The organism is Aliidiomarina iranensis, from assembly GCF_003987135.1.
GTDB classification, from domain to species: domain Bacteria; phylum Pseudomonadota; class Gammaproteobacteria; order Enterobacterales; family Alteromonadaceae; genus Aliidiomarina; species Aliidiomarina iranensis.
In genome coordinates this window covers 397060-418467 of the sequence record NZ_PIPJ01000001.1, presented here as the reverse complement: position 1 = coordinate 418467, position 21408 = coordinate 397060, and the positions used below count along the sequence as shown (strand labels likewise).

The 21408-nt window shown below is 48.2% G+C and carries 17 protein-coding genes; 3 read left to right on the top strand and 14 right to left on the bottom strand.

Annotated features, from left to right (window positions below):
• Positions 1 to 88 precede the first annotated feature (88 nt).
• The 11 genes from CWE08_RS01880 to CWE08_RS01830 form a co-directional block, all read right to left on the bottom strand.
• Positions 89 to 1387, bottom strand: a complete 1299-nt coding sequence (locus CWE08_RS01880) for an adenylosuccinate synthase (protein ID WP_126765067.1) — start codon at positions 1385 to 1387, stop codon at positions 89 to 91.
• Between the two features lie 123 nt (positions 1388 to 1510).
• Positions 1511 to 2719: an aminotransferase class V-fold PLP-dependent enzyme gene (locus CWE08_RS01875; protein ID WP_126765065.1), complete on the bottom strand. Its 1209-nt coding sequence runs from the start codon at positions 2717 to 2719 to the stop codon at positions 1511 to 1513.
• A gap of 119 nt (positions 2720 to 2838) precedes the next feature.
• Positions 2839 to 3726 (bottom strand): protease modulator HflC, encoded by an 888-nt coding sequence (gene hflC, locus CWE08_RS01870; RefSeq protein WP_126765063.1) that lies wholly within the window; start codon positions 3724 to 3726, stop codon positions 2839 to 2841.
• A gap of 3 nt (positions 3727 to 3729) precedes the next feature.
• Positions 3730 to 4914 (bottom strand): FtsH protease activity modulator HflK, encoded by a 1185-nt coding sequence (gene hflK, locus CWE08_RS01865; RefSeq protein WP_126765061.1) that lies wholly within the window; start codon positions 4912 to 4914, stop codon positions 3730 to 3732.
• Positions 4915 to 4956: 42 nt separating this feature from the next.
• Complete coding sequence (gene hflX / locus CWE08_RS01860; RefSeq protein WP_126765059.1) at positions 4957 to 6240, bottom strand: ribosome rescue GTPase HflX; 1284 nt, start codon at positions 6238 to 6240, stop codon at positions 4957 to 4959.
• A 35-nt stretch (positions 6241 to 6275) separates the two neighbouring features.
• Positions 6276 to 6533, bottom strand: coding sequence for an RNA chaperone Hfq (gene hfq / locus CWE08_RS01855; protein ID WP_126765057.1), 258 nt, complete (start codon positions 6531 to 6533; stop codon positions 6276 to 6278).
• Between the two features lie 241 nt (positions 6534 to 6774).
• Positions 6775 to 7827, bottom strand: a complete 1053-nt coding sequence (miaA, locus tag CWE08_RS01850; protein WP_275540775.1) for a tRNA (adenosine(37)-N6)-dimethylallyltransferase MiaA — start codon at positions 7825 to 7827, stop codon at positions 6775 to 6777.
• The gene (gene mutL, locus CWE08_RS01845; protein ID WP_126765055.1) at positions 7817 to 9877 is read right to left on the bottom strand and encodes a DNA mismatch repair endonuclease MutL; all 2061 of its coding nucleotides are present in this window, start codon (positions 9875 to 9877) and stop codon (positions 7817 to 7819) included. Before mutL ends, miaA begins: the two co-directional genes overlap by 11 nt.
• A gap of 5 nt (positions 9878 to 9882) precedes the next feature.
• Positions 9883 to 11238: an N-acetylmuramoyl-L-alanine amidase gene (locus CWE08_RS01840; RefSeq protein ID WP_126765053.1), complete on the bottom strand. Its 1356-nt coding sequence runs from the start codon at positions 11236 to 11238 to the stop codon at positions 9883 to 9885.
• A gap of 20 nt (positions 11239 to 11258) precedes the next feature.
• Positions 11259 to 11738 carry a tRNA (adenosine(37)-N6)-threonylcarbamoyltransferase complex ATPase subunit type 1 TsaE gene (gene tsaE / locus CWE08_RS01835; protein WP_126765051.1) on the bottom strand — a complete coding sequence of 160 codons (480 nt, stop codon included), beginning with the start codon at positions 11736 to 11738 and terminating at the stop codon, positions 11259 to 11261.
• 166 nt (positions 11739 to 11904) lie between these two features.
• A complete protein-coding gene (locus tag CWE08_RS01830) occupies positions 11905 to 13440 on the bottom strand; it encodes an NAD(P)H-hydrate dehydratase (protein WP_198677030.1) in 1536 nt (511 codons plus the stop codon).
• Between the two features lie 116 nt (positions 13441 to 13556).
• Between CWE08_RS01830 and queG the strand changes: the two genes are divergently transcribed.
• Positions 13557 to 14711, top strand: coding sequence for a tRNA epoxyqueuosine(34) reductase QueG (queG, locus tag CWE08_RS01825; RefSeq protein ID WP_126765047.1), 1155 nt, complete (start codon positions 13557 to 13559; stop codon positions 14709 to 14711).
• A 70-nt stretch (positions 14712 to 14781) separates the two neighbouring features.
• Here the strand turns inward: queG and CWE08_RS01820 are convergent, their stop codons facing one another.
• Complete coding sequence (locus CWE08_RS01820; RefSeq protein ID WP_126765045.1) at positions 14782 to 14988, bottom strand: YheV family putative zinc ribbon protein; 207 nt, start codon at positions 14986 to 14988, stop codon at positions 14782 to 14784.
• Between the two features lie 117 nt (positions 14989 to 15105).
• On the opposite strand from CWE08_RS01820, the gene CWE08_RS01815 reads away from it, so the two are divergent.
• Complete coding sequence (locus CWE08_RS01815) at positions 15106 to 17004, top strand: ATP-binding cassette domain-containing protein (RefSeq protein WP_126765043.1); 1899 nt, start codon at positions 15106 to 15108, stop codon at positions 17002 to 17004.
• 176 nt (positions 17005 to 17180) lie between these two features.
• On the opposite strand, the gene ptrA is transcribed toward CWE08_RS01815, so the two are convergent.
• Positions 17181 to 20084 (bottom strand): pitrilysin, encoded by a 2904-nt coding sequence (ptrA, locus tag CWE08_RS01810; RefSeq protein ID WP_126765041.1) that lies wholly within the window; start codon positions 20082 to 20084, stop codon positions 17181 to 17183.
• A 178-nt stretch (positions 20085 to 20262) separates the two neighbouring features.
• Between ptrA and CWE08_RS01805 the strand changes: the two genes are divergently transcribed.
• Positions 20263 to 20478: a YheU family protein gene (locus tag CWE08_RS01805; RefSeq protein WP_126765040.1), complete on the top strand. Its 216-nt coding sequence runs from the start codon at positions 20263 to 20265 to the stop codon at positions 20476 to 20478.
• A gap of 98 nt (positions 20479 to 20576) precedes the next feature.
• Here CWE08_RS01805 and cysQ read toward each other — a convergent pair whose 3' ends face one another.
• Entirely contained in the window at positions 20577 to 21404 is an 828-nt protein-coding gene (gene cysQ / locus CWE08_RS01800; protein ID WP_126765038.1) for a 3'(2'),5'-bisphosphate nucleotidase CysQ, read from the bottom strand.
• Between the last annotated feature and the right edge of the window lie 4 nt (positions 21405 to 21408).

The window sequence follows — 21408 nt, the reverse complement described above, 5'->3', positions numbered from 1 at the left end:
TTTTCCTACCCTTTCTTGTAAGCTTTTCATTCGAGCAAAAAATTACAAATTAATAGTTTATTTTGCCAGCGCTCGATGATGTTAACGTCTAAACGCCAAACGGATGTTTCAAGATAATCGTTTCTGCGCGATCTGGCCCCGTTGAAATAATATCTACAGGAACGCCTAGGAGTGCCTCTAAGCGGCTAATGTAAGCCAAAGCTGCCGCCGGTAACTCAGCATGCTCAGTAACGCCCTCCGTGCGCTCATCCCAGCCAGACATAGTTTCATACACTGGTTCTACTGTTTCATAATCTTCGGCGGCCATCGGCGGTAAATCAACAATGCGGCCATCCGGCATTTTATACCCGGTGCAAATTTTCAACTCTTTCAAACCATCGAGTACATCTAATTTGGTTAAGCATAAACCACTAATTGAATTAATTTGCACTGCGCGGCGCATGGCCACAACGTCAAACCAACCTGTTCTGCGCTTACGGCCTGTTGTTGCGCCAAACTCATGGCCTTTAACCCCAAGGTGTTCCCCTACTTCACAATCTAATTCGGTAGGGAATGGGCCAGAACCAACACGGGTTGTATAAGCTTTTACAATACCAAGTACGTAATCAAGATAGCGAGGGCCGAAACCAGCGCCAGTAGCTACGCCGCCTGCCGTTGTATTCGAAGACGTTACGTACGGATAAGTGCCGTGATCAATATCCAACAAGGTGCCTTGTGCACCCTCGAACATGATTGCTTTACCCGCTTGCCGCGCCTGTTCTAAAACACCAGGTACATCGGCAATCAGCGGCTTTAGTATTTCTGCAATTTCTAAGCAATAGGCTAATACATCAGCCACCGAAACCGGCTCTTGTTGAAAGTATTCTTGCAGAACAAAATTATGCAATGCCATTGTTTCAGTTAGCTTCTCAGCTAAGCGCTCAGGGTGAAATAAATCGCCCACGCGAATCGCCCGGCGCGCCACTTTATCTTCATACGCAGGGCCAATACCGCGGCCAGTGGTACCAATCGCTTTCTTGCCACGGGCAAGTTCACGAGCCTGATCTAAGGCAATATGGTAAGGCAGAATTAATGGGCATGCTTCGCTTATTAGCAGGCGTTCACGCACCGGGATACCACGCTCTTCCAGCATGGTTACTTCTTTCATGAGTGCTTCCGGTGATAACACAACACCATTACCAATCATACAGGTAACGTTATCACGCAAAATTCCGGAAGGAATTAAGTGCAGTACCGTTTTTTCCCCATCAATAACCAATGTGTGGCCGGCATTATGGCCACCTTGATAGCGCACAACGTAGGTGGCTTTATCGGTTAATAGATCAACAATTTTTCCCTTGCCTTCGTCACCCCATTGGGTGCCAAGAATAACGACGTTTTTACTCATGATAGTTTTAGTTCACACGTTGGATGTATAGACGCTGGTATGGCGGTGGATTAAGCGGGGATTCTAGCAGAAACGCCCGCTTTTTCAGAGTGATTTTTAAACACAGCAGTAAAATTTACCGCCTTATCCTCGTATTCTCTGGAAATCATTTGGGTTTTGATAAAGTGCAAAACCAAACCGCAAGCGTTTATTTCGATAATCGGTTGCCACTCCCTGCTCACGCAGGCGTGCCGCTAGCGCCTCTACTGTGGCTGCTGAATCTAATAAGAACGTGAAAAAATGGCCATGTTGAATAGCGCCGGTAATGGCATTACCGGAACTTGTATGATTAGCGCCGAGGCTATCAACATCATTCGCAGCTAACAATAAATTCTGACGATTCAGCTCCCGGTGGCCTAAACCATCGATGTGAGCAAGAAAAGCCTGCTGCAAACTTTGAACATACGCATGCCGAGTTGCCGTATCTAAGCCTTCGGCTCGCCATAAATCGAACACCGCATTTAAGCGGTACAGTGCACTAAAATCCATAGTAGCGCCAGCAAACCGCATGCCATCATCGCTGTAATTAATGGCGCCCTCTTGAGCCTTTGCTAAGCCGGCAAAATCGGCGAACCATCCGGTATATTCCGGGCGCAATCTGCAGTTCTTCGGCACCACTGCAAAGCACATACCCTCCCCACCTTGGGCATATTTATAAGCGCCAGAAAGGTAGAAAATTCTATCTTCGTATGGTTGCCAATTCGTTTCTAACGCACAAAAACCATGATAGCCATCAACAACAACCAATGTTTCTTCAGCATTTACTAAGGGCAGCCAAACACTCGGCTCGGGCGCAATAATGCCGCTGTTATAAAATACTTGGCTGATAAAAATCATATCCCACGCTTGCCTATTTACGGCCTCACACCATCGCTCTGAAAAAGTATCGATAGGTTCACAAGGGATGCACTCGAGGGTTACGTTACCTCGCTCTAAAATGCGTCGGCTTTGCCGATTGAAGCTATGAAATTCGCCATCAGTGGTTAGAATAGTTAAGGGTTTTGCGGCAGAAAATACGCTTAATAACCGATACACTAACTCATGGGTGTTAGGCGCAAACACAATTTGTTCTGAGTGAGAAAGGTTTAGTTCTTCAGCGATGTTTTTTTGCAGCTCAGGTACCTTTTCGGAAAACAGAAAACTCCATTTTTCATCCGCGAAACGTGCCGAATCATCCCAATACGCTAATTGCGCCTCGCGGGTAACATCAGGCCAGTAATAGTGGCTATGTGGTGCACAATGCAAAAGATTAGGCCGCGCCCGTAAAAAATGTTGATATAAATGCTGATACATACAATTCTCACTATATTGATAGCTAAGATCGTGCAAGGGGATAGGCTACCACTTAATCTACAGCAAAGAAAACGGGAGCCTATGCTCCCGTTTTTATGGTTTAAATATTGCCACAAGCCTTAATCAGCAAGCATGTCCATTTGATTGAAATACTTGAAGAAATCACTATCTGGGCTGAGTACTAATACACTATCACCATCACCAAAGCTTGCTGTATACGCTTCGAGGCTACGGATAAAGGCAAAAAACTCAGGATCACGGCTATAGGTTTCCGCATATATCCGCGCTGCTTCCGCATCACCTTCACCGCGGATTTGCCGCGCTTCACGTTCAGCATCGGCTAACATAACCGTTACCCGCGCATCGATGTCGGCCCGAATAATTTCCGCTTGCTCGCGACCTTCAGAGCGATGCTCCCGCGCTACCGCATTTCGCTCTGCACGCATACGCTCGAAAATTGCGGTACTAACTTCGGTAGGTAAGTTAATTTGTTTTACCCGAACATCGAGTACCTGAATGCCTAAATCGTTAGAGCTTTCCGATGCTTGAATTAACGCTTGTTCCATTAATTCATCACGCTCGCCAGAAACGATGTCACGAATCGTACGAGCACCAAACTCAGCCCGTAAGCCAGCGTTAATCCGGCGCATGAGTAGCTCTTCCGCTTGGCGCTGGTTGCCGCCACCAGTAGAAAGATAGTACTTGGCAAAATCTTCGATGCGCCATTTCACAAAGGCATCTACGATCAAATCTTTCTTTTCACTGGTGATAAAGCGGTCAGCTTGGTCGTCAAGTGTTTTAATCCGCGCATCAAGCTTAATGATTCGCTCGATAAAGGGCAGTTTAAAATGCAGGCCCGGATCATAAACCACCGCCACGCCCTGCTCATCCTGAGCAACTTTACCAAACCGAATAACGATTCCGCGCTCACCTTCACCAATAGTGAAAAGCGAGGAGTAACCCAATAGCGCGAGAATAATCACAATTACAATAGTTAGATTTTTCATAGCTTAATTCTCCCCCCGAGGGCTGAATCGGTTGCTAGTTCGGCCATTATCTTGTTGCTGGCTCGAACTTTGCCCCGAAGAGCTCTGCCCGTTCTGCTGTGAGTTCGCTGGCAACATCGGTGCCTGCGGGCGAACTGCACGCGAGTTGTGTTGCTCTAAAATCTTATCAAGGGGCAGATACATCATTTGATTACCACCATCTACATCAATAAAGATTTTCGCGTTGTTCGCGTAGATTTCTTCAAGCGTTTCTAAGAAGATGCGTTGCCGCGTTACTTCTGGTGCCGCCTGATATTGTGGGAGTAGCTCGTTGAACCGTGATACTTCACCTTGCGCTCGAAGAACCGTTTGCTCTTTGTATGCCTGAGCTTCTTGTTGCAAGCGGCGCACTCTACCACGCGCGGTAGGTTCAATTTCTCTTGCATAAGCTTCGGCTTCGCGAACGAAACGTTCTTGATCTTCCTGCGCACGAATCGCATCGTCAAATGCGTCGCGCACCTCTTCTGGTGGCCGTGCACCTTGGAAGTTCACATCAATAACGGTTATGCCCAAGCCATAGCGCTCAGTTAATTGATCGATAATTTCCCAGGTTTGCTGGCGAATTTCTTCCCGGCCAACAGTAAGGATATTATCCATAGTGTTATGACCAATAACATAACGCAATGCACTATCGGTTACTTGCGATAAGCTTGAATCAGGCGCTTCCACGTTGAACAAGTATGCTCTCGGATTCATCACCCGATATTGCACTGCAAGTTCCACGCGTACTACGTTTTCATCTTCTGTAAGCATGAAACCGGCCGTTTGCTGAGCGCGAACGTTGTTCACATCTACGTTTTCTACCTGATCAACGAATACTGGCCGCCAGTGTAAACCGGCACCAACTTCAGAATGATATGCGCCGAAACGCAAAACGACACCGCGCTCCGCTTCCTTCACGGTATAAAAACCAGCAATAAACCACACCAACACCACCAAGAAAAGCGCTATACCTACCGCCTTTTTCGGTACGCCAGTTGCGCCACCGCCATTACTCCCTTGGCCGCCTTTGCCGCCAAGACCTAATTTGCCCATAAGGCTACGCAAAGCTTCATCAAGATCAGGAGGCCCCTGATCACGACCACCTTGTGGCTTGTTACCCCAAGGATCTTTATCTTTGCCGCCACTTCCCGGTTGATTCCAGGCCATTGATTACTCCAACAAATAAATTGTTATCTAAAAACACGCTTGTTAACACAAGCTACGTGTTAACTGCTCACCAAATTGTTTCAGTAAACGCTGCCATTCTACGACAGGAACACGAACCGATACTATCACATCTCCATCGTCCTGTGGATGTTCATCGGTTACACATTGTAACTGATATAACTGACTACGTAATTTACCCTGATTTGGGCCTAACCTCAGCTCTTCAATCATTAATTGTGGCACTAACCATTCGTGCAGAGCTTGGCGCAATAAATCGACGCCTTCGCCGGTTTGTGCAGAAAGCCAAACTTCGCGCGCTTTGCCATCATCGTCACGTACGATTCTGGGCTGCATATCGGGCACCAAATCGAGTTTGTTCATCACTAACAGCTGCGGAACATCACTGGCTGCTATTTCTGCCAGAACTTTATCCACTTCATATTGATTATCAAGCATGCGTTCATCGTGGCAATCCATAACGTGCAAAAGTAACTCCGCATCGCGGGTTTCTTGCAATGTTGCCTTAAACGCCGCCACCAAATCGTGTGGCAAATGCCGGATAAAACCAACGGTATCTGCGAATATCAGTGAACCAACGTCTGGAAGCTCATATTTTCGCAAGGTTGGATCGAGCGTTGCAAACAGCTGATCAGCCGCATAAACATCGGCATCGGTGAGGCGATTAAATAAGGTTGATTTGCCAGCGTTCGTGTACCCCACCAAAGCTATTGTTGGAATCTCGGCGCGTTGCCGGGAACGCCGGCCTTGCTCGCGCTGCTTCGACACCTTTTCCAGCCGCGCCAAAATATTTTTAATCCGGCCACGAATTAATCGACGGTCCGTTTCTAGTTGCGTTTCCCCAGGCCCGCGCAAGCCGATGCCGCCTTTCTGCCGCTCCAAGTGGGTCCAGCCGCGAATTAGCCGTGTGGAAATGTGCCGTAACTGCGCAAGTTCAACTTGCAGTTTACCCTCGTGAGTTCTTGCTCGCTGCGCAAAAATATCGAGTATCAACCCTGTTCTATCGAGGACACGGCACTTAACTTCGCGCTCGATGTTCCGTTCCTGAGAGGGTGAAAGAGGATGATTAAAGATTACAATTTCAGCACCCGTGGCTTGCACCATAGCTGCTACTTCTTCAGTTTTACCTGAGCCAATAAATAAACGTGCATCTGGCGAGTGCCTAGAAGTTGTCATTACGGAAACAGCTTCCACACCTGCAGACGACACCAATAATTTTAACTCTTCGAGATCTTCCCGTGCTGATTCATTAGAAAACTCTACGTGAACCAACACGGCCTGCTCGCCACCTTCATACCGCTCAAACAAGCAAGCCGCTCCTACATTGTTCTTTAATGAACAAGTTACTCAAGTTCGTTTTCGTTTTCATCCTGCCCTATTTGCGGCGGATACTGACTTGGCGTCCGCGCTGGCACAACAGTTGAAATCGCATGTTTGTACACCATCTGGCTTACTGTGTTCTTTAGTAGCACCACGAATTGATCAAAAGATTCAACCTGCCCTTGCAGCTTGATACCATTCACCAGATAGATTGAGACCGGAATTCTCTCACGACGCAGTGCGTTCAAAAAAGGGTCTTGTAAGGTTTGCCCTTTAGCCATGGTTGGCTCCTTTATTTTATTAGTATTGTTGCGGGTACCACTGCTAATTAACGCTTCGCTTCCCAGTGCTTTCCCAATGCTTTCCCTAATTGCGTAAAAGTTTAGAATAAACACGCTAGCCCATCAAAGACACGAGAAATCTAAACTTCAATCTAGTGTAGCAACAAAATTTGATTTTAGTCCAAATTGATCTTGGGCATTTTTTCGTATTTTCAAGCGCTTTTCAGTGTTTACTCTTAACTTACGCGCTACTTTCGTCTTTCTTTAACCAAGCTTCTGGCGCAAGTGGTGGTTCTAATAAGCAATTCAACGCATTTGCTTCAGCAGAATCCGATAGCGGATTAATCCATGTTAATCCCGGCCATGAACGCAGCCAGGTGATTTGCCGTTTGGCAAGCTGCCGCGTAGCAATCACCGCCTTTTCCTGCATTTCTTCAGCGCTTAAAACGCCATCTAAATGCAACCACATCTGCCGATACCCCACTGAACGCATCGATGGCAGATCCAAATGTAAATCACCCCGATTGCGCAGCTTTTCAACCTCTTCCGCAAAACCAGCAGAGAGCATTGAGCGGAATCGCTTTTCAATACGCTGATGCAAGATTTTCCGATCATCCGGCGCTACTGCAATCTGCCATGTTGGTATGGTTAAACCGGGCTGTTGCGATTGCGTTAGTGCTGTAAGGGTTTTTCCTGTTATTTCATAAACTTCTAAAGCTCGCAATAGGCGCTGCGGGTCGTTGGGGTGAATACGTTTGCCGGCAATCGGGTCGAGCTGACACAGCTGTTCATGGAGCGCCAACCATCCTTCTTTATCTGCTCGTTGTTGGAGTGCTGCTCGAATATCACTATCCGCCGCAGGCAAATCAGAAAGGCCCGCCAACAAGGCCCGGAAGTAAAGCATGGTGCCACCAACAAGCAAAGGAATGTTCCCTCGTTGGCGAATCGCGGCAATCACACGCAGGGCATCGTTCCGGAAATCTGCTGCTGAATAAATTTCACCTGGATCTCGAATATCAATTAAATGATGCGGGCAGGTTGCTAGTTCAGCTGGCGTAGGTTTCGCTGTGCCGATATCCATACCGCAATAAATCAGCGCCGAATCAACACTTACTAGTTCAACCGGCAGCCTTTTTGCCAACGCCATAGCGAGCGCAGTTTTGCCCGCCGCTGTTGGGCCACTTAAACAAATCACGCCTTGTTGCAGATGCCGAGTTAATTGGCTGATATCAACATTAGTATCTAACCACCCGTTGGCGTTTCGTTTCTCATCATAGCTCATATTAGTTTTCATCGTGGCGCAGCGCACCTCGCCAATTTAGCGGTTGCAAACAACGCTGCCAGCCCGACGTTTGTTGTAAAAACGCGAGCCACTGCTTACTTTCAACCACTGAGTATGCTTCTTTCAAGCCTTGCTCAGCAAGCCACTCTGCAAGTGTTGAGTTCTGCAAGTAAGTGCTTACTTGCGCTTCTTCAAAATTACCTTCGGGCGGATTAGTAGCAGCAATAATCTCATCGAGTATTGCCAGTAATTTCGGAATACTTTTACCCAAATCACCTTTTCTTAATGGCTCAGGCACTTGTTGAATGGTGAGCTGGTATTGCCCACCACGCAGCCGTTTTTCTACTAACATAACACCGCAACGGTTGAGCAACATTGGAAACTCGAGCGCTTTGCTATGTTCTATTTTAAGCTGCACCGGCATCAACAGGGGCTGCCCTGATAAACCGATTGCGAGCTGCTGCCTGATGCGCTGGGTTTGCACTCGGAACTGGGCCTGCTGAATATCCAGCAGTGCCAGCTTGCTATCGGTTTGTAAGAGTAACCAACGGTCCTCTAAAAGGCTCAAATACTTGTAAGATTCCGAACCCTTTTCGCCCGCCTCAGCAGCATTCGAATGTTCAAAACTCGGTGCATCCTGGGTATTAAAGTTTGCATTAGCAGTAGCTGTTTCACTTGCTGGCAACGGCGTTTGAAATAAACTCTGATACGCCTCTTGCTCACGAATCTGATTCGCAGAAGGCTTACTCGCAGTACCTCGGCCTTGGCCCACAACAAAAGCCCCTGGCAGAATACTTCTTCCGGTACCCGATGCTGCCTCAGAATTTTCACCACCCGGTGTTGGCCCATTCTGGTGCATTTTCGATGCTCCGGCTGTGGCTGCTCCAGGTGTGGCTGCTCCGGGTGTGGGTGCTCCAGTTGTGGAAACCCCAGCACCGGAAACCCCAGCACCGGAAAACTCAGAACCGAAGGCCGCAGAGCTCTCGGGTTTAGCTTGCAATTGGCTGTATTCGTAATGATGCGTATAACCTTGCTCTTGCTGAGCATGCACATGAGCACCTAGGGCTTCGCGTAATTGCAACAATACAAAATCATGAACTTGCCGCGCCTGTTGAAATCTCACCTCATGCTTGGCTGGGTGCACATTTACATCAACATCGTTAGCGGGCAAGGTGATGTACAAAATATAGGTGGCTTGCCGATCACTGGCTAAACTATCCCCATAAGCTTGCCGCACCGCATGATTCAACAATTTATCTTTCATCATGCGGCCGTTCACATACATGTATTGCACATCAGTTTGATGGCGGCAGGCATCTGGCGGCGCGATCCAGCCACGAATGCCTAATGTTTGCCCTGATTCCGCATCGGCTGCCAGTTCTAAAAATATAGCTTCATCGGCAAAGCGCTTACCGGCAATTTGTTGTAACCGGGAGAGTATTTGTGATTCTGCAATGGCTTTGGGGTAATGGCGAAGTAACTGCTGATTATGGCTGAGCTTTATTTCCACAGCTGGGCACGCTAAAGCAATTCGCCGCACTACTTCATCAATGTGGCCGAATTCGGTTTTTTCAGTGCGTAAAAATTTTCGCCGCGCCGGTGTGTTAAAGAACAAATCTTGTACATCTACCGTAGTGCCATCTGGATGTGAAGTTGGCTCCAAGGTTACCTGCATATCTCGGCCTTCACACCACGCCTGCCAGGCCTGCGCTTGCTGCGCTGGTTTTGAGCTTAAGCACAAGCGTGATACTGAACTAATACTGGCGAGCGCTTCACCCCGAAACCCCAGGCTGTGAATCGCCTCTAAATCATCGAGGCTGGCTATTTTGCTGGTTGCATGGCGAGAAAGCGCTAGCTCGAGTTCATCTTTTGGAATCCCCGAACCATTATCGCGAATACGAATACGCCGAGCGCCACCTTTTTCAATATCAATGTGTAGCTCCGTAGCACCTGCATCAATGCAATTCTCTACCAGCTCCTTTACCACCGAGGCCGGCCGCTCCACCACCTCACCCGCAGCAATTTGGTTTGCCAACTGCGGCGGCAATAATCGAATTGCCATAGCCATCACCTTCCGAGCGGAATTTCTAGTTGTTGACCAACGCGAATGGTATTGCTGCGCAGGTTATTTTGGGCTTTGATATCCGCCACACGCACGCCATATCGCGCCGCAATAACCGAGAGCGATTCACCACGAGCCACAACGTGGGTTTGTATTTCAAGCTCGGCTAACGATGTACCTGCCACGGGGTTACGTAAAAAGAACTCGCGAATGCCTAAATAAAGCGCATTAGCTAAACGATCTTGATGGCTATTGTTGATGAGTAAGCGTTCTTTTTGCGGATTTGAAATGAAACCCAACTCTACCAATACGGAAGGCGTTCTCAGGGCGCTGAGCACACCAAAGCTGGCACCCTCAGGCTTATCTCGATGCAAATTTGTTACCCGCCCGAGCTGATCTAAAATTATAGTAGCTGCTTCATGGCCATCAGCCATGGAATTATCCCGGAGCATATCTAAGAAGGTGCGATTTAAATACGGATCATCTTCGCTGTTCTCCAGGCTTGGCACTACATCAATTAATTCCTCACTCAAGCGTTCCTTGTTCTCCAAGGCGCGGCCTAATTCGGTATCAGAACGGCGTTTCGATAAGATCCACACCGAGGCACCTCTGGGTTGCGGCGTGGTGAAGGCATCCGCGTGAATGGAAACAAAGAAATCTGCTCGCTCGCGGCGAACAACGCTCGTGCGCTGCGCCAAAGATAGCGATTGATCACCGGTGCGCGTTAATACAGCGCGCATTCCTGGATCTGCATTCACTCGCGCCGCTAACTTTCTTGCCACTGCAAGGGTGATCACTTTCTCAAAGTTACCCGCAGGGCCAATTGAACCAGGATCACGGCCACCGTGCCCGGCATCGATCGCCACTACTAAGGGCCTTATAGGTATCGCATCAAGGGTTCGCGGAACCCGCGGAGCACTGGTAGCGGGAGTACTGCTCTGGCTTTCAGCCACCACCTGTGAAAGGTCAGTAGCGCCTGCAATATCAACTACGAGCCGATGCCCAGAATTACCAGAGGGCCCCAAAGGAAAAATTTCCGGCGCCGTTGCACTATTGATTTCTAACACAATTCGAGATGTTCCCGCCCGCGGGGAACCACTGGTTCGAATCACAGTAACCACATCGGAAGCAATTTCAATCGCCGATAAATCCACTTGGTTAGCTGTGTTCTGAAAATCGATAACAATGCGATAGGGCTGATTATCAAACAGAGTAAAATAGGTGTAAGTGGGCTCTGCTGATAGATCAAAAACCACTCGCGTTTTTTCAGCGGATGGCCAAACACGAACATTTTCAATGTTTTGTGCAACACTTACCGACGACCACAACAAAGCCCAGCTAGCCAGAAGCCAACTGAGCACGGCAAGTAGCCTGCGCGGTTTTACAACAGATGTTTTAATAACCCTTCCCCAATATCGCTGTATGCTGCAAGCTCAGCTGTACGCCCACTCTCCGTAGGTCTTAATGTTATAACTAAATCGGCCTGTGGCAGAATACCATAACCCCGCTCAGGCCACTCCACTAAACACAAACTATCAGCCCCAAAGTAATCACGAATCCCCATAAATTCAAGCTCTTCCGGGTCACCTAAGCGATATAGGTCAAAATGGTAAACTCGCCAACTAGCCAACTCGTAGGGTTCAATTAACGTATAGGTTGGGCTTTTAACAGCACCCTCATGCCCAAGTGCTTGTATAAACCCGCGGCTAAAGGTCGTTTTACCTGCACCTAAATCCCCTCGTAAAAAGATAACTGCTGGCTGCTTACAAGCGCGCGCAATACTTGCACCAAGCGCCTCGGTGCTGTGTTCATCTGCTAAAGCAACGGCTACTTCGGCGCCAGCTGTTGTGTTACTTGTCATATGAGTTCGTTCCTAGCCATTATCAATTTTAATCCGTGTGTGTTTGCAACATGCATTTGCTTCGAGCCCTTGTTTGTGCTTCGAGACCCTAACTCTTCTTAGAGCCCCTGTTTATTCTTAAAAAAATATGGGCTGCAAACAACCATTAGCTACCGATCAACAGGGTTTAATTGTTTTTCGGATTCACAAAACGCGAGATTTCGGCAATAACATCAGAGGCCAACATACCCCGCGTGTTGCCATTAGCTGCAAATTCAGCGGCCAATGCGTGCACTAACACCGCCGCTCGGGTGGCTGCTTCGGTATTCAAACCCAACGCCGGTGCTTGTGCTAACAAGCCCGCAATAATGCCAGTTAACACATCCCCCATGCCAGCTACTGCCATGGCTGGCGTGCCGTTAGTGCACACCGCGGTTGCCGCCGACGTTGAAATTAAACTACCAGCGCCTTTTAACACCACAGTTCCGGTTAAAAGTTCCTGTAAAGTATTGCTTGCTAACCATCGGTTCTGCTCGATATCGGCAATTTGGCATTGCAACAAGCGGGCTGCTTCGCCCGGATGCGGTGTAAATACATGCCCTTCTGATAGGGGCAGATCTTCACCATCTCGCAGCTGCAACGCAAGTAAATTTAATGCATCGGCATCAATCACCGCAGGTGTTGGCTTTTCCAAAGAGCGTTGGCAGAAACGCTGCCACCACTGCCTTCCCCAATGGCTTCGCCCTAATCCTGGGCCTATAGCAATGACACTCGCCCGTTCCACAAGTTCCTCGGCCTCTGGCGCATCTGCAAGGAGGCCACGAACCATAAGCTCGGGTTGCTGGCCGATAAGGAACACCTCACTGGGTTCACAAATCACCGTTACCTTCCCCGCTCCGCTTCGCAAAGCAGCCGTTGCTGCAAGCCGAGCCGCACCAGCCATGCCGGCGCCACCACCAATTATTAAAACATGACCAAAATCCCCCTTTTGGCACACTTTTTTACGTGGGGCTAGATCATGTTGCAGTTGCGCTTCCTGTAACCACCAAGCGGCAGGCTCGGTAAGCAAGCGAAACTCTCTTTGAATATCCAAATCAGCAAACCAAAGCTGACCAATATAATCGGCCGCCATAGCTGTTGTTAAGCCGCGCTTCACGCCAATCATGGTAACCGTGTGGCGAGCACGCACCGCAACCCCCATCACTACACCGGTGTTCGCATGCAAACCCGATGGTACATCGATGGCGAGCACAGGCAGTGCTGAATCATTAAGCGCCTCAATACACTCGCGAATGTCCCCACGCACATCAGTGTTCAAGCCTGTGCCCAGAAGCGCATCCACAACATAATCAGGCTCTTGCTCCGGCCAATCGGTTAAAGGCTCGATATCGCCACCAACTTCAAGCCAATTTTGTAATGCGCGCCGCCCCTCAGGAGATTTCGGTTCACCAAAGGCAAATACTCGAACTGGATAACCCTTCGAGTGCGCCATTTGTGCCACCACATAACCATCGCCGCCATTGTTACCAGGGCCACACAGCACGGCGATTTGCGTATCCATTTTTATTTGTTGTTGCAAACACTCGAAGGCGGCAGCCCCAGCCCGTTGCATTAACTGCCACAAATCGGCACCAGCACGAGCGGCTGCTTCAGCTTCGAACTCAGCAACCTGTTCCGGCGAATAAAGTTGCTGTGGTATGCTGCTAGTTAATGATGTTTGCACGGGCACTTCCTTAGGTTGCAATTCAGCACCAAATGTTAGCGAACAGAGCCTGTAAAAACGTGCTAACTGGCTTTGCTAATACGATGTTCTACAGCATACGATAAATTGGGTAAGAAATGACACCGGACTACCACGGATTAACCGAAAAAATTAAACAATGGGGCATTGAACTTGGTTTTCAACAGGTGGGCATTAGTGATCTTGATTTATCGGCTCATGAAGAAAGCCTGCAAGCATGGTTGGATAAAAAGTACCACGGTGAAATGGCATTTATGGAACGCCACGGCATGTTACGTGCACGCCCGGCAGAGTTGCACCCGGGTAGTGTAAGAGCGATTTGTGTGCGCATGGATTATCTTCCTGAAGGCGCCCGGTTTGCTGCGGTATTGAAACAACCTCAACTTGGTTACATCAGCCGTTATGCGCTCGGCCGAGATTATCACAAAGTGTTACGCAAGCGATTAAAACAGCTTGGTGATAAAATCGCTAAACACATTGAAGATAACCGCGAAGACTATAGCCTTAGCGCCGATTTCCGCCCCTTTGTTGATTCCGCCCCCATTATGGAGCGGCCACTGGCAGAAAAAGCCGGCTTAGGCTGGGTGGGCAAGCACACCCTGCTTCTCGATAGCGATGATGGTTCTTGGTTTTTCCTTGGTGAGTTGCTTATAAACCTCCCTTTGCCAGTGGATAAACCCCAACCGGAACAATGTGGAAGTTGTACCGCATGTATTACCATTTGCCCAACACAAGCTATTGTTGAACCCTATGTTTTAGATGCCCGCCGTTGTATTAGTTATCTCACCATAGAGCACGGGGGATCGATTCCCGAGGAGTTTCGCAAAGCCATTGGTAACCGCATCTATGGTTGCGATGATTGCCAGCTGGTTTGCCCTTGGAATCGTTACGCTAAACCTACTCCGGAAACAGATTTTATGCCTCGGCATGCCTTGCACACACCAGATCTACTAGATCTCTGGGCTTGGAGCGAAGAAGAATTTTTAACCGCCACCGAGGGTTCACCAATTCGCCGCATCGGTTATGAAAAATGGCAACGAAATTTAGCCATTGCGCTCGGTAATGCGCCACATGATAAGGCGGTAATTTCAGCACTATCAGCACGTTTAGAAACCGCTAGCGACATTGTGAAAGAGCATATTGAATGGGCGTTAGCGCAACAACAAGCGGCTACTGAGAGCTCGGCGGTAAAATCGCGGCTCACAGAACGTTTAATTCGAGTGGTTGAAAAGGGCCTACCGCGCGATGCTTAGTTACTTTCGCAAAATTCCGCCGCTTGCTTGGCGAAAAATAAATGGAAAAGCGCTAACGGGCATGAACAAATTACGGCTTAAACACCCCGATCACCTGATCCCGAGACACATTTGAAGATTTCTCTTCATTTTGCATATCCGCCTCGCTCATATTGTAATCACATTCCACACAATGAGCATGTTCTTGCCCATCTTCAGTGAACACCATTAGAGAATCTTGAGCTTTACAGTGAGGGCATGTGGCCCCTGCAATGAATCGTTTTTTAGTGCGGCTCATAAATAAATTGCTTTCCTATTTCGGCTACTCGGTTCGGTTACAACTGCTGCGTTAACAGCCAAGTTGCGCTATGATGTGCGGGTTTTCTACCCCACATGTTTTGGATATCTCGTTGTTATGATTCAAGCCGATAATCTCAGCCTCATTCGTGGCGGCCAACAACTGCTTAAAGGCGCGCAGTTTAGCATTTTTCCGGGTCACCGTATTGGCTTAGTTGGTGCTAATGGCTCAGGTAAATCGTCGTTATTTGCTTTAATCCGTGGCGAGTTAAAAGAAGACGACGGCCAAATTCAAATTCCAACGGGTTGGCGCATTGCCAGCGTAGCCCAAGAAACACCGGCACTCGCCACGCCTGCCATTGATTACGTAATTAGTGGTGATGCAGAGTATACGCAAATAAAAGCACAATTGGATGAGGCTGAAGTAAATGGTGACGGCCATGCAATTGCCAGTTTACATGGAAAGCTAGAAGCCATTGGTGGCTATCACATTGAGGCACGAGCAGCTATGTTGCTTGCTGGCCTTGGGTTTTCCCAAGAACAATTGCACGCACCGGTAAAAAGTTTTTCCGGCGGGTGGCGCATGCGCTTAAATTTAGCCCAAGCACTTATTGCACGCTCTGATTTACTCCTGCTCGATGAACCCACTAACCACCTCGACCTCGATGCTATTGTTTGGTTAGAGAGCTGGCTCAAGCGGTTTGAAGGCACTGTGATTGTTATTTCCCATGATCGTGATTTTATCGATGCGGTAGTAACCCACATTATCCATATTGAGCGAAAAACTACTCACTCCTACAGCGGTGATTACACGAGTTTCCAACGCCAGCGCAGTGAACGCAGAGCTCAGCAGCAGCAACAATATGCGAAAGAACAAGCTCAGCGAGCTCATTTGCAAAGTTTTGTTGATCGTTTCCGCGCACAAGCCACCAAAGCAAAGCAAGCACAAAGCCGATTGAAAGCACTTGAGAAATTAACAGCTACTGCACCTCTGGGCGACCAAGAGCCCTTTGATTTAACCTTTCCTGAACCATCTAAGTTACCCAACCCGCTTATCCAACTGGATAACATTCAAGCTGGCTACGGTGATGTTACGATTTTACGGAAAATCCATTTAAATCTTGTTCCAGGCAGCAGAATTGGTTTACTGGGCCGCAACGGTGCCGGTAAATCAACGCTAATGAAAATGCTTGCGGGGGAGTTACCGCCGCAAAACGGCGTTCGGCAAGTGAGTGCGGGCTTAGTTATTGGCTACTTCGCCCAGCACCAGCTCGATACCCTCAGTTTGCATGACCATGCCATTGCGCATTTATATCGCATCGATCGAACGGCGCCAGAACAAGCATTGCGCGATTATCTCGGCCGTTTTGGCTTTACCGGCGACAGAGCCTATGATCCAGTAGGCCCATTTTCCGGCGGTGAGAAGGCTCGCTTAGTGTTGGCTATGTTGATTTATCAAAAGCCAAACTTGTTGCTTCTCGATGAACCCACTAACCATCTTGATCTTGATATGCGTGAAGCGCTTGTGAGCGCGTTACAAGAATTTAGTGGTGCCATGGTTATCGTGTCTCATGATCGCCACTTCTTGAGAGCTACGGTTGACGATTACTACTTAGTGGCGAACGGTGAATCGGCGGCTTTTAAGGGCGATTTAGACGATTACTCCCAGTGGCTCGAGCAACAAGCAGCGGCACAAAAAGCGCTGGCCGCCCCTGATACCCGCGAGAACCCCGATTCTGCCCAAAGTAAAAAGGCACAACGCCAAGCTGCCGCGCAGCAGCGGCAACAACTTAAGCCATTACGCGATAAGTTAAAGAAAGCGGAATCGGCTATGGAGAGAGCTGAAAATACCTTGCAAGCGCTAGAAGAAAAGCTTGCGGATACAGAGCTTTACCAAGCGCAACGAAAAGATGAGCTAACGGAAGTATTGCAACAACAAGCACAAATCAAAGTTGAGCTAGAGCGCATTGAAAGCGAATGGTTTGCGATAAGTGAGCAACTGGCCGAACTCGAGTAAAAGCCGCAGCTAATTCGCCTTCAACATACCAAGCTAGAACAACAAAAAGCCCGTTAGAACGTTATGCTCAATTAGAACATTCATCGTTTTAACGGGCTGTTACTGTGCCTAAAGAGGCTTGTTAAAAGAGTTTACTCGAGTGCTCTCACAAGCACTCGATACAACCCCTAATGGCCTTATTGTTGCGATTCACTCCAGGAAGTGAAATCTTCGATCACGCGCTCATTTTCCATTGAACCAAACGCTTCTTCAGCGAATTTCGTACCGCGCATTTGGATCAACACGCGGCTTCCTTCGCCGTTGCTGATTAATGTTTGATAAAACGCCTGAATATCAGCCAAGCTCAAGCTGCGTAGGGCTTCTGCCGTGCGCTCTTGTGTATCAAAGCTATAGCGCTCATCGGCCCAATCAGCGCTGTAACGGCCAGCTTCTTGGCCTAATGTTTGCGGCGGCTGTAGCAAATCAGTTAACGCGCTAGTACGAACTTGGGCAAAATCTTCTTCGGTTAAATCCGCCAACCGTTCGGCATAATCAGCGCGGAACTTATCGAAACGAGCAAGCAACGCTGCAGGCCCGCGAACAGGGCTTTGGATATAAAAGCCAACACCCGAGTAATCATCTAGGTTGATACGGGTGGCCCCCACAGCATAACCAAGTTGATCTTCAGTGCGTAGCTCAGTGAAAAAGCGATTATGCATAAGTTCCGACAATACCCAAGCTTTTGCTCGTGCTTCAAGGGTATCCTCTGGGCTTAACCAAACATCAAGAATAGCCGTATCTTCCAAGGTTAAATTATCGTTCCAGGTTAACCGGAGTGCATCGGTGGGCTCCACAATAGGTGCACTGCGATATTCAACTTCTGGATCTACCTTCGCGATTTCAGCCACCTTGCGAGTTAACGCCACCGCTTCTGCATCACTGTAATTACCAAATGCAAAAGTACGAATGGTGTTGCCCTGTAACAACTGATCGCGCATGGCAATAACCAGCTCTTGGTCAACAACCGATAAAGCGGCTAATTGATCTTGGTAGCTAACCGAAGGCAAGCGCATAATCTGGTTAAACGCAGGGAACAGTTGCTGCATTGGGAACTGCAATCGTTGGTTCTGAATACTGCGGCGCAAACGATCAACCGATTGTGCAATGGCGTTACTTGCAGGCTCAAATTCAGCAAAGCTTGTAAGCACACGCTCAGCCAGTTGCATTTGTTTATCGTTGAAACCAGTGAGGCGCAGCGTTAAACCGTTACTCGCAGATAGGCCAAACCCGGTGCCCGCAATCGAGGCTTCACGGGCCAGTGCCTGTTGCGATAAACCGAATGTATCCATCAATACCTGCACTGCGATTTGCTCTTCAATCGAGCGTTCAAATGTAGGTTGGAACATTCTCACGGTTACTTCTGCCCGCGGCTCAGCAAAACGATCGCTGCGCTTTAACCACACAGAAATGCCGGGTTCATCTAATAGCTGCTGTGGTTTACCATGAACCTCTTCGGCAACTAAACTTAAATCTTCTGGAAACAGCGTGTTCGCTGAAGGTAAAGACACTACGTAATCTTGAGCCGCAGTTTCCCAATTTGCGAAATCTTCCTCACTAATTTCCGCTACCCGATAGTTACCATCAAAGTAATACATGGTTTCATCGGTTTCTTCTTGCGGCGATACATACCAAACTCGTAAATTCTCTGGTGTGAGCTGGGCTAAAACGCTATCTACTTTAGCGGCATCGTAATCTTCCAAACGATAGGCGTGGTCGATTACATGATTAAACGGATAGTACAATAAGTTTGAGGCCAAGCTAGTGGCATAATCAAACGCACCCATGCGGCGTAAGAAAGTAAATTCATTACTTAATACCGTAGCAAGTTCCCCATGATATTTTTCTGCAACACCCTCGGCGCGAATTTGCTCAATGTATTGCAGCAAAACACCAATAATGGTTTCTCTGTGGGCCATGCCTGCTTCGGTTAGGGTAGCGGCAATTTGAAAGCGGCCAGCGTTGCCATATGCATTTGCACTAGCGCCAGCGCCCAAGTTCTCTATCCAGCCTAATTCACGGAATAGCGCAGCCGGCGTACCCGGCATTTCAGAATTAATTAAATGTGCCACCAAGCGATTCGGCTTCGCTAAATATTCATCCATATTATTCTCGATGGTGAAATCGAGCATAACTTGGCGCAGTTCCATTTGCGGCTTATAGAAAATTTTCTTTTGCAACTCTTCCGCGGTTGCCACTGGCACAGAGATCTGCGGCACTTCTGCATCGTGGTTAGGAATATCCGCAAAAGCCGCCCGGGCCAGCGCCTCTAATTCATCAAGTGGGCGGTTGCTGACAATACTCGCCGTCATTAAATTCGCAGAATAATACTGCTCGTAGAACGCCAACATTTCCTCATGCAAATTGCTGTTTTCTTTATCTGAAAGCGTTTCGCTATTGCCGATTCGGAAGCGCGCAATAGGGTGCTCAGGATTCATTAAAATGTTATTTAGCGAAAATAAAATATAGCCATCTGAAGCTCGGCGCATCGACCATTCAGAATCAACCGCATTTACTTCTTTTTCTGCGTATTCTGGGTAGAATTTTGGCGCTTTAAAGAAATCAGCAAACCGATCTAAGGCTTCAGGTAAGGCATCGTTGTTCACTTCCAACATGTAGTTTGTATGATCATCAGCGGTATAGGCATTGTGCATCCCGCCATTTTGCGCCATGAAATCGCCATATTCATCAGGGTCTGGGTACTTTTCCGTGCCTAAAAATAACATGTGCTCTAAATAGTGGGCGAGGCCTAACTGGTCATCGGGGTTTTGCATGCTACCGGCAAATACAGCCAGTGCAGCCCCAGATTTCTCCGCTTCAGAATCGCTTACCAACACAATACGCAAGCCATTTTCTAACTCCAGCGCACGATATTCTCGGGTATCATTTGGGCTGGTATAAATCATCATTGGATCTACATCAGCTTGCTCAGGGGCTGGCTCTGGTGCGGGCTGGCACGCGGCTAGCAACAGCGTTGCCGATACCAGAATGGCTCCTGCACGAATGGTTTTAGATACATAGGTTGCTGTGTTTCGAACAAACATGAAAAATTCCCATTAGGTTTTGAACATAAAACATTCTTAAAAAGTATCTGTTATTATTCGCCCCAAAGTTCGAAGAAGCAACCGAAACCATGGCTTTCAGGGCAACTAAATTGTAACAAAGTGTTATCGCTCACCAAGCAACAACCTATTAAATATTAGTTAACTGCAAGGGCTATCAATGAAAATTCCATATCAAGACATAGATGCAGATACGCTCGAACAACTTATTCAATTTTTCGTTTTACGTGAAGGCACTGATTACGGTGAGGAAGAACGGAGCTTGGAAGAGAAGGTAGCGGATGTTCGTAAACAATTGGAAAGCGGTGAGGCCATCATTGTTTATTCAGAATTACATGAATCTGTAAATATTGTGCCGGCGGGTAGCACCAGCTGAAGAATACATGTGAATTAGCTCGCCACTGGCGGCGAGCTTAGGCTGAAGGGTTCATGGGTTAAACGAAGCCGAAAAACCAATCATGTGAGCCGGCAAACTCAAGGCTTACCACTAGTTACCGGCGCCGGGAAAACTTGGGGCCAATCAATAGCGGGGTCACCTAATACTAAAAAATCTGGATTCCCGGTATCCGAGCTTTGATTGTAACTCAATGGTTGAAAGTGAGTATTCACTAACTTCCCTCCGGCCTCGGCTATCAGCACTTCTGCGGCTCCCGTATCCCACTCGCCCGTAGGCCCAATTCGTAAAAAAACATCGGCACTTCCCTCTGCCACCAATGCCGATTTCAAAGCGCAGCTGCCGGTGTGAATCACTTCAATAGGTTGTTTGGCAAAGTAACGATCAAGAATTTTCTCTTTTGGTTGCCGGCGGCTCAAAGCAACCACAATAGAATCTTCAGCCGGATTCGCTAACTTTCTCACTTGAATGGGTTGGCTTCCGGCGCCATCATCGCGAAACGCGCCCTGCCCTTGCACTGCATGGTACAAACGCTTTTCAGTAGGCCAGGCGATCATACCCAAAACAGGCTGCCCGTTCTCAATTAACGCAATACTAACGGCGAAATCTCCGCTGCCAGCAACAAATTCTTGAGTGCCATCGAGGGGGTCAACCAACCAATAGCGCTGCCAGTTACGGCGCACCTGCCAAGGTTGAATCGCTTCTTCCGAAAGCACTGGAAAATCAGGCGTAAGTTTACTTAGGCGTTTTACTAGGAGCTCGCTCGCTGCGTAATCAACGGTGGTTACCGGCGTATCATCCGGCTTTTCATAGGTTTTGAAATTACCTTGGTGATAATACTGCAGAATCAAATCAGCGGTTTCTAAGGCAATATCACTAAGGGGTGCGATTAGCTTACTGTAATCCATGCGC

Bases quoted from the DNA above. Each gene is read 5' to 3' on its own strand.
- hflC (WP_126765063.1), bottom strand. From the start codon at position 3,726: ATGAAAAATCTAACTATTGTAATTGTGATTATTCTCGCGCTATTGGGT.
- hfq (WP_126765057.1), bottom strand. From the start codon at position 6,533: ATGGCTAAAGGGCAAACCTTACAAGACCCTTTTTTGAACGCACTGCGT.
- ptrA (WP_126765041.1), bottom strand. From the start codon at position 20,084: ATGTTTGTTCGAAACACAGCAACCTATGTATCTAAAACCATTCGTGCA.
- tsaE (WP_126765051.1), bottom strand. From the start codon at position 11,738: ATGACAAGTAACACAACAGCTGGCGCCGAAGTAGCCGTTGCTTTAGCA.
- CWE08_RS01880 (WP_126765067.1), bottom strand. From the start codon at position 1,387: ATGAGTAAAAACGTCGTTATTCTTGGCACCCAATGGGGTGACGAAGGC.
- mutL (WP_126765055.1), bottom strand. From the start codon at position 9,877: ATGGCAATTCGATTATTGCCGCCGCAGTTGGCAAACCAAATTGCTGCG.
- CWE08_RS01815 (WP_126765043.1), top strand. From the start codon at position 15,106: ATGATTCAAGCCGATAATCTCAGCCTCATTCGTGGCGGCCAACAACTG.
- miaA (WP_275540775.1), bottom strand. From the start codon at position 7,827: ATGAAAACTAATATGAGCTATGATGAGAAACGAAACGCCAACGGGTGG.
- queG (WP_126765047.1), top strand. From the start codon at position 13,557: ATGACACCGGACTACCACGGATTAACCGAAAAAATTAAACAATGGGGC.
- CWE08_RS01805 (WP_126765040.1), top strand. From the start codon at position 20,263: ATGAAAATTCCATATCAAGACATAGATGCAGATACGCTCGAACAACTT.
- CWE08_RS01875 (WP_126765065.1), bottom strand. From the start codon at position 2,719: ATGTATCAGCATTTATATCAACATTTTTTACGGGCGCGGCCTAATCTT.
- hflK (WP_126765061.1), bottom strand. From the start codon at position 4,914: ATGGCCTGGAATCAACCGGGAAGTGGCGGCAAAGATAAAGATCCTTGG.
- CWE08_RS01820 (WP_126765045.1), bottom strand. From the start codon at position 14,988: ATGAGCCGCACTAAAAAACGATTCATTGCAGGGGCCACATGCCCTCAC.
- cysQ (WP_126765038.1), bottom strand. From the start codon at position 21,404: ATGGATTACAGTAAGCTAATCGCACCCCTTAGTGATATTGCCTTAGAA.